The 7505-nt window shown below is 73.3% G+C and carries 4 protein-coding genes and 1 pseudogene; all 5 read right to left on the reverse strand.

Annotated features, from left to right (window positions below):
* Positions 1-34: 34 nt before the first annotated feature.
* Complete coding sequence (gene murD / locus ACFQO7_RS20760; protein ID WP_376807876.1) at positions 35-1426, reverse strand: UDP-N-acetylmuramoyl-L-alanine--D-glutamate ligase; 1392 nt, start codon at positions 1424-1426, stop codon at positions 35-37.
* A 5-nt stretch (positions 1427-1431) separates the two neighbouring features.
* Positions 1432-2541, reverse strand: a complete 1110-nt coding sequence (gene mraY, locus ACFQO7_RS20765) for a phospho-N-acetylmuramoyl-pentapeptide-transferase (protein ID WP_360539750.1) — start codon at positions 2539-2541, stop codon at positions 1432-1434.
* Positions 2538-3962: a UDP-N-acetylmuramoyl-tripeptide--D-alanyl-D-alanine ligase gene (locus ACFQO7_RS20770; protein WP_376807877.1), complete on the reverse strand. Its 1425-nt coding sequence runs from the start codon at positions 3960-3962 to the stop codon at positions 2538-2540. The genes mraY and ACFQO7_RS20770 overlap by 4 nt, the downstream gene beginning before the upstream one ends.
* A gap of 95 nt (positions 3963-4057) precedes the next feature.
* Positions 4058-5632 (reverse strand): annotated as a pseudogene (locus ACFQO7_RS20775) (UDP-N-acetylmuramoyl-L-alanyl-D-glutamate--2,6-diaminopimelate ligase); the annotation flags it as partial.
* 49 nt (positions 5633-5681) lie between these two features.
* The coding region (locus ACFQO7_RS20780) for a peptidoglycan D,D-transpeptidase FtsI family protein (RefSeq protein WP_376807878.1) at positions 5682-7505 on the reverse strand (1824 nt) is incomplete at its 5' end.

Genomic DNA, 7505 nt, shown 5'->3' on the forward strand with positions numbered 1-7505 from the left:
CTGTTGTGCGTGACCGGCGCGCCCGCCGGCGGCGTCAGCCGGCCAGGGCGCGGACCGCTTCGGCGAACGCGTCGCCGCGGCGGGCGTAGCTGGGGAACATGTCCAGGGACGCGGCGGCGGGGGCGAGCAGCACCGTGTCGCCCGGCTCGGCGAGCCGGGCGGCCGCCTGCACGACCTCCGCCATCGCCCCATCATCCGTGCGGGCGACGTCCACCACGGGCAGGTGCGGCGCGTGTCGCGCCAGCGCCGCGGCGATCTCGGCCCGGTCCACGCCGAGCAGCACCGCACCGGCCAGCCGGGGCGCGATCCGGGCCGTGAGCTCGTCGATGTCGACGCCCTTGAGCTGCCCGCCGGCCACCCACACGATCCGCTCGTACGAGGTCAGCGACGCCTGGGCGGCGTGCGGGTTGGTCGCCTTGCTGTCGTCCACCCAGGTCACGCCGCCGACCTCGGCGACCTTCGCGTTGCGGTGCGGCTCGGGCACGTAACCGGCCAACCCGCGCCGGATCGACTCGTGCGGCACGCCCACCGACAACGCCAGCGCGGCGGCGGCCAGGGCGTTGGCGACGTTGTGCGCGCCGACCGGGTGGATGTCGGCCAGGGTGGCCAGCTCGTGGGCGTCACCGGCACCGGTGCGGTCCACGAGCACGTCCTCGACCACGCCGACGCAGCCGGGCGGCGGCACGTCGAGGGTGAACCCGACCAGCGGGCCGGTCGCCCGGGCCGCGTGCAGCCCCTCCAGCAGCGCCCTGACGCGCGGATCGTCGAGGTTGCCGACTGCGGTGCCTCCGGTGGCCGCCGAGCGCCACACGGCGGTCTTGGCCCCCGCGTAGTGGTCGAAGCCGCCGTGCCAGTCCAGGTGGTCGTCGGCGAGGTTGAGCATCGCCCCGCCGTGCGGGGCCAGTGTCGAGGACCAGTGCAGCTGGAAGCTGGACAGCTCGACGGCCAGCACCTCGTACCCGGTCGGGCCGCCGGCCTGCGCGTCGACCAGCGGCACGCCGATGTTGCCCAGCGCCGCCGTGCGCAGGCCCGCCGCCTTCAGGATCGCGGCGAGCATGGTGACCGTGGTGGTCTTGCCGTTGGTGCCGGTCACCGCGAGCCAGCGCGGCCCGTCCGGCTTGCGCAGCCGCCAGGCCAGCTCCGGCTCGCTGTACACGTCGATGCCGGCGGCCGCGGCCGCCACGGCCAGCGGATGGTGCGGCGGGATACCCGGGGTGACGACCAGGTCGTCGACCCCGGACAGCAACTGCCCGGGGTCCGGCTCGCCGATCACCACGGGGATGCCCGTGGCCGCGAGCCGCTCGGTGGTCTCCGAGGCCGCCCGGTCGACGACGGTCACCTTGGCGCCGAGGCCCGCCAGGGCGGTGGCGCAGGCGGCTCCGGCCACCCGCGCCCCGGCCACCAGCACCGAACGGCCCTCGTACATCGATGTCACCCCATCACGCGCAGGAAGTCGCTGTAGAAGATGCCCAGGCCGATCGCCACGCCGATGCCGCCGACGATCCAGAACCGGACGACGATGTTGACCTCGCTCCAGCCTGCCAACTCGAAGTGGTGCTGCAGCGGCGACATGCGGAAGACACGTTTGCCTGTCGTCCGGAAGGAGATCACCTGGATCACCACCGACATCGTGATGATCACGAACAGGCCGCCGATGATCGGCAGCAGCAGCAGGGTGCGCGTCGACATGGCCAGGCCGGCGATGAGGCCGCCCAGCGCGAGCGCGCCGGTGTCGCCCATGAAGATGCGCGCGGGCGAGGTGTTCCACCACAGGAAGCCGACCAGCGCGCCGGCCGCCGCGGCGGCGATCATCGCCACTTCCAGCGGGTCGCGTACCGAGTAGCAGTAGTTGGTGGGGTTCGAGGCGTAGCCGGAGGTGTCGGCGCACCAGTGCTGGTACTGCCAGGCCGCGATGAAGCTGTACGCCCCGATCACCATCACCGAGGTGCCGGTGGCCAGGCCGTCCAGGCCGTCGGTCAGGTTCACCCCGTTGGTCGCGCCCAGCACGACGAACACGAACAGCACGATCGCGGCGACCTTGCCGATGTCCAGCCAGTCGATGTCCCGGATGAACGAGATCTTGGTCGAGCCGACCGTCTCGGTGTTCGAGCCGGGGTCGCTCAGCGCGATGATGCCGAACGCCGCGCCGACCAGCAGCTGGCCGAGCAGTTTGCCGCGCTTGTTCAGGCCGCCGCTGTTGCGCCGGCGCACCTTCAGGAAGTCGTCGATGAAGCCGACCGCGCCGGAGAACACGAACAGGCCCAGCAGCACCAGGGCGGTGATGGTCGGCGTGATCTGGGCGATCTGCTTCTCGGGCAGGGTGGTCAGGCTCAGGTGAGCCACCACGTAGGCGATGACCGTGGCGAAGATGAACACCACGCCGCCCATCGTGGGCGTGCCCTTCTTACCCAGGTGGGCCTGCGGTCCGTCAGTACGGATGGGCTGGCCCGCCTTGAGCCGGGTGAAGGCTTTGATGGCAATGGGGGTGCCGAAGAGGGATACCGCGAACGCCACCAGGATCGCGACGATGATGGATCTCATCGGTGGCCGTCTCCGTCACTCGCGCCCGCCAGGGCGCGCGTCTCGCGCAGTGCGTCCACCACGTCCCAGGTTCGGTAGCGCGAACCCTTCACCAGTACGACGTCTGCGGACCGCAGCCGCTCCCGCAGCACGCCGATCGCCGCGGACTGATCGCTGACCAGCACCGACTCACCTTCCCAATGCCGCACCGAGGCCGCGCCGTCGAGGATCGGCGCGGCGGACTCGCCCACCACGATCAGCAGGCCGACGCCGAGCGTAGCCGCCAGCGCTCCCACCTCCGCGTGGCCGTCGCGCTCCGCCGGGCCCAGCTCGGCGTGGTAGCCGAGCACCGCGACGGTGCGCCGCCCCGCCTGACCTGCGCCGCCCAGAGTGTGCAGGGCGCGCAGCGCCGCCGCCGTCGAGGCCGGATTCGCGTTGTACGAGTCGTCGATGACCGTGACACCGTCGGCACGGTCGAAAACATCCATCCTTCGGGTCGAGACGGCGCGCAACCGGGCCAGCTCCGCGGGCAGTTCGGCCCACGGCATGCCGCACCGCAGCGCCACGGCCGCCGCCAGCAGCGTGTTGCCCACCTGGTGGGCGCCCGTCAGACCCAGTTCCACCCGCGCGGACTCACCACCTCGCACCACGGTGTACGAGGGACGCCCGCGCTCGTCCAGCACCACGTCCACGGCCCGCAGGTCCGCGTTCTCGGCCTGGCCCACCAGCACCGACGGCGCTGCGGTGACGCCCGCCATCGCCGCCACCCGGGGGTCGTCGCCGTTGAGCACGGCCAGCCCGTCCGCGGGCAGCGCCTGCACGATCTCGGACTTGGCCAGGGCGATGCCCTCGACCGAGCCGAACTCGCCGATATGCGCCACCCCGACGTTGACCACCACGCCGATGCTCGGCGGGGCGATCTCGCAGAGGTCCTTGATGTGCCCGATGCCGCGCGCGCCCATCTCCAGCACCAGGAAGCGGGTGTCGGCGTCGGCCTTCAGCGCGGTGTACGGCAGCCCCAGCTCGTTGTTGAACGTGCCGGGCGGGGCCACGGTCGGGCCCAGCCCGCTCAGCAGCCCGCCGATGAGGTCCTTGGTGGTGGTCTTGCCCGACGAGCCGGTGATCGCCACGACGGTGGTGTCGAGGCGGTCCAGCACGGCGCGGGCCAGCCTGGCCATCGCGGCCAGCGGGTCGGCGACCACGATCGTCGGCAGCTCGGGCACCGGGCGCGTGCCCAGCACCGCCACCGCGCCGGCGGCAGCGGCGGCGGGCGCGAAGTCGTGCCCGTCGGCCTTCTCTCCCGCGAACGCGACGAACAGGCCGCCGGTTCCGATCTTCCGCGAGTCGAACTCCACGGTGCCGGTCACCCGCGCCTGCGGGTCGCCGCCGTGCAGCGTGCCGTCGACCGCAGCGGCGATCTCGGCCAGGGTCAGCGGGATCATCGGCCCTCCTCCTGCTCGGCGGCCCGGTCGGCCGGGTGCTGCTCGGCCGCCACGGGGTGTCCGGCGGCGTCGCCGGTCGGCGCGGCGGGCTCGGAGCCGAAGCGCGCGGTCAGCGCGGCCGCCAGCTCGATCCGGTCGTCGAAGGGCAGGACCTTACCGTGGATCTCCTGGCCGGTCTCGTGGCCCTTGCCGAGCAGCGCGATGACGTCGCCGTCCTTGGCTCGCTCCACCGCCTCGGCGATGGCGGCCCGGCGGCCGCCGATCTCGACGACCTCGGCCGCGAAACCCGCGGTGCCCGCGAGCACGCCCTGCCGGACCAGCGCGGGGTCCTCGGTGCGCGGGTTGTCGTCGGTGACGATGAGCAGGTCGGAGCCCTGCGCTCCGGCCGCACCCATGAGCGGGCGCTTGCCGGTGTCCCGGCCGCCGCCCGCGGCCAGCACGCAGATCAGTCGGCCGCCACGCACGTCGGCCAGCGAACGCAGTGCGAGCAGCGCGGCCTCGATCGCGCCCACCTTGTGGGCGTAGTCGACCACGCCGACCACCGGGCCCGGCGCGTCGACCTGCTCCAGCCGGCCGGGCACCCCCGGGCAGGCCGCGACGCCGGCGGCGGCGGTGCGCGGGTCGACCCCGACCGCGGTCAGGCAGGCGAGCGCGAGCAGCGCGTTGGCCACGTTGTGGCGGCCGGGCAGCCGGACCGCCGCGGGCACCGGCCCGGCCGGGCCGATCGCGGTGAAGTGCTGACCGAAGCCCTGCTCGACGATGTCGGCGGCGTGCCAGGTGGCGGCCGGATCACCGAGGGCGGAGTACGTGATCGTGTCCGGGCGGCGCAGCGGCAGCAGCGCCGCGTCGTCGAAGTTGAGCACCTCGACCCGGCACCGGCCGTCGAACAGCCGCGCCTTCGACTGGAAGTAGTCCGCGGAGTCGGGGTGGAAGTCGAGGTGGTCCGAGCCGAAGTTGGTGTAGCCGCCGACCGCGAAGCGCACCCCGCCGACGCGGCCCAGCTTCAGCGCGTGGCTGGACACCTCCATCACCACCGCGGTGACGCCGTTCTCCCGGGCCACCGCGAACAGGGCGTGCAGCTCGGAAGCCTCGGGGGTGGTGCGCACGCTCTGCACGGTGAGCTCGCCCAGGCGGCTCTCCACGGTGCCGATCAGGCCGGTCACGTGCCCGGCCGCGCGCAGCCCGGCCTCCACGAGGTAGGCGGTGCTGGTCTTGCCCGCGGTGCCGGTCAGCCCGATGACGGTCAGCGCGGCGCTGGGCGAGCCGTAGACGGCGTCGGCGACGGGCCCCAGGGCCTCGCGCGCGTCCGCGACGACGAGCACGGGCACCCCGGCCGCGAGCGCGGGCGCGAGGGACGGGTGGGCCGCTCCGGCGGCGTCGGTCAGCACCGCGACCGCGCCGGCCGCCAGCGCCTGGGGCGCGAATTCGGCGCCGTGCCGGCGGGCGCCGGTCAGCGCCGCGAACAGGTCCCCGGGCCGCACCTGGTCGCCGGCGTGGGTGACGCCGGTCACCTCGGCCTCGGCCAGTGCCCCGGCGTCGCCCGCCGGGGCAGCCCCCACGAGGCTCGCGAGCGTGGCGAGGCTGACCGGCGCCACGTGGGCCGGCCGCAGCGGTGCGGTGGTGGAGCTGAGTTTCCCGGGCACGGCGTCAGACCTTACCCGCTGGCCCATGACCCATCGCACACCTGTGCCCGCTGTGTCTGACTTCTAGTGACATGGATCAGTAATGCGTCACGAAACTGGGCGACCTGACCGTGCTCGGGAGGACTTTGAAGTGCCGCAGCGTGTACGCCATGATGTCGCGGAACGCCGGGCCCGCCACCTTGCCGCCCGCGCCGACGCCCGGCGTCTTGACGAACACGGCGACCACGTAGCGCGGGTTCTCCGCCGGGGCCATGCCGATGAACGAACCGACCTCGCCCTTGACGTACTTGCCGTTGACGACCTGCGAGCCGGTGCCGGTCTTGCCGGAGATGCGGTATCCGGCCAGCGCCGCCGAGCGGCCGGTGGCCTGGTCGACGGTGGTCACCGCCTCCATGATCTCGCGCAGCGCGGCGGCGTTCTCGGCGCTGATGACCCGGTGCGACTTCGGCGGCGCGGGCTCGGTCACCTTGCCGTCCGGCGCGATGGTCTGCTTGATCAGGTGCGGCTGCACCCAGGTGCCGTTGTTGGCGATCGCCGCGTACGCCGCCGCCATCTGCAGCGGCGTCACCGCCATCTCGTGGCCGATCGGGATCGAGCCGTGCGAGGTGCCGCTCCAGTCCGCCGGCGCCTGCAGCTGGCCCGAGGACTCGCCGGGCACGCCGATCCCGGTGGGCTGGCCGAGCCCGAACAGCTTCTGGTACTCGTACAGCTTCTCCGCGCCCAGCTTGTCGGCGATCTTGATGGTGGCCACGTTCGAGGAGAACGCCATCAGGCCCGGCAGCGTGATCTTGGTGCCCTCGGGGAACTGGTGGGTGTCCCAGTAGACCTGGTCGCCCTTCTTGATCGAGGGACCGATCTTCACCGTCGAGTCCGGCTCGACCACCCCCTCCTGCAGGGCCGCCGACAGCACGATCGCCTTGTGCACCGAGCCGGGGTCGACCACCACCGAGGTGGCGTTGTCGGCCAGCGCCTCCGGCTTGGCCGCGCCCGGGTTCGCCGGGTTGAACGTCGGGTACGTGGCCTGCGCGACCACCTCACCGGTGCGGACGTCGAGCACCACGGCCGCGCCCCAGACCGCCTTCACCTTCTGCATGCTCTCGAACAGGATGTGCTGCGCCTGCCACTGCACGTCTCGGTCGATGGTGAGCATCAGCGAGCTGCCCGGCTGCGCCACGGTCTCCCGGCGGTAGCCGCCCGGGATGGGCTTGTTCAGGTCCCCGTTGCCCGTCTCGTACTGCAGCTCGCCGTTGCGCCCCCGCAGCAGCTGGTCGTAGCGCGCCTCGATGCCGGCCAGACCGTTGAGGTCGGTGCCGGTGAACCCGATGAGGTTCGCCGCGAGGTCGTCACCGGGCATGTCGCGGCGCTCGTCGCGCTTGACGATGATGCCGTCCAGATCGAGCGCGCGCACCTGCTCGGCGTCCGCCACGCTCAGCCCGCGCAGCAGCCAGCGGAACCGGATCGGCGCGCCGCTGACCTCCTGCTTGCCCTTCTGCAGCAGCGGCTCCAGCTCCGACGGGGCCTTGCCCAGCAGCGGCGCGAGCACCGCGGCGGTCGTCCGGGGGTCCTTGACCAGCTCCGGGTCGACCGCCACGAAGCGGGCTTCGACGCTCTTGGCCAGCACCTCGCCGGTGCGGTCGTAGATGGCGCCACGCGCCGCGGGCAGCACGATCTTGTCGAGCCGGTCCTCCAGCCCCTGCGCGGCGAACGCGGGCGCGTCGGCCAGCTGGAACTGCACCAGCCGCACCCCGATCGCGGCGAACAGCAGCAGCGCCACGGCGGTCGCCAGGCGCAGCCGCCGGCGCGGCTCGCCCATCTTCGGCGGGTCGGGCGGCGGGGCGACCGGGCGCTGCCGGCGGTCCTGCGGGCGGCCCCGCCCGGCCCGGCCGCCGCGGCGTGGCTC

The organism is Catellatospora aurea, from assembly GCF_042663325.1.
In the GTDB taxonomy this organism is placed as follows: Bacteria; Actinomycetota; Actinomycetes; order Mycobacteriales; family Micromonosporaceae; genus Catellatospora; species Catellatospora aurea.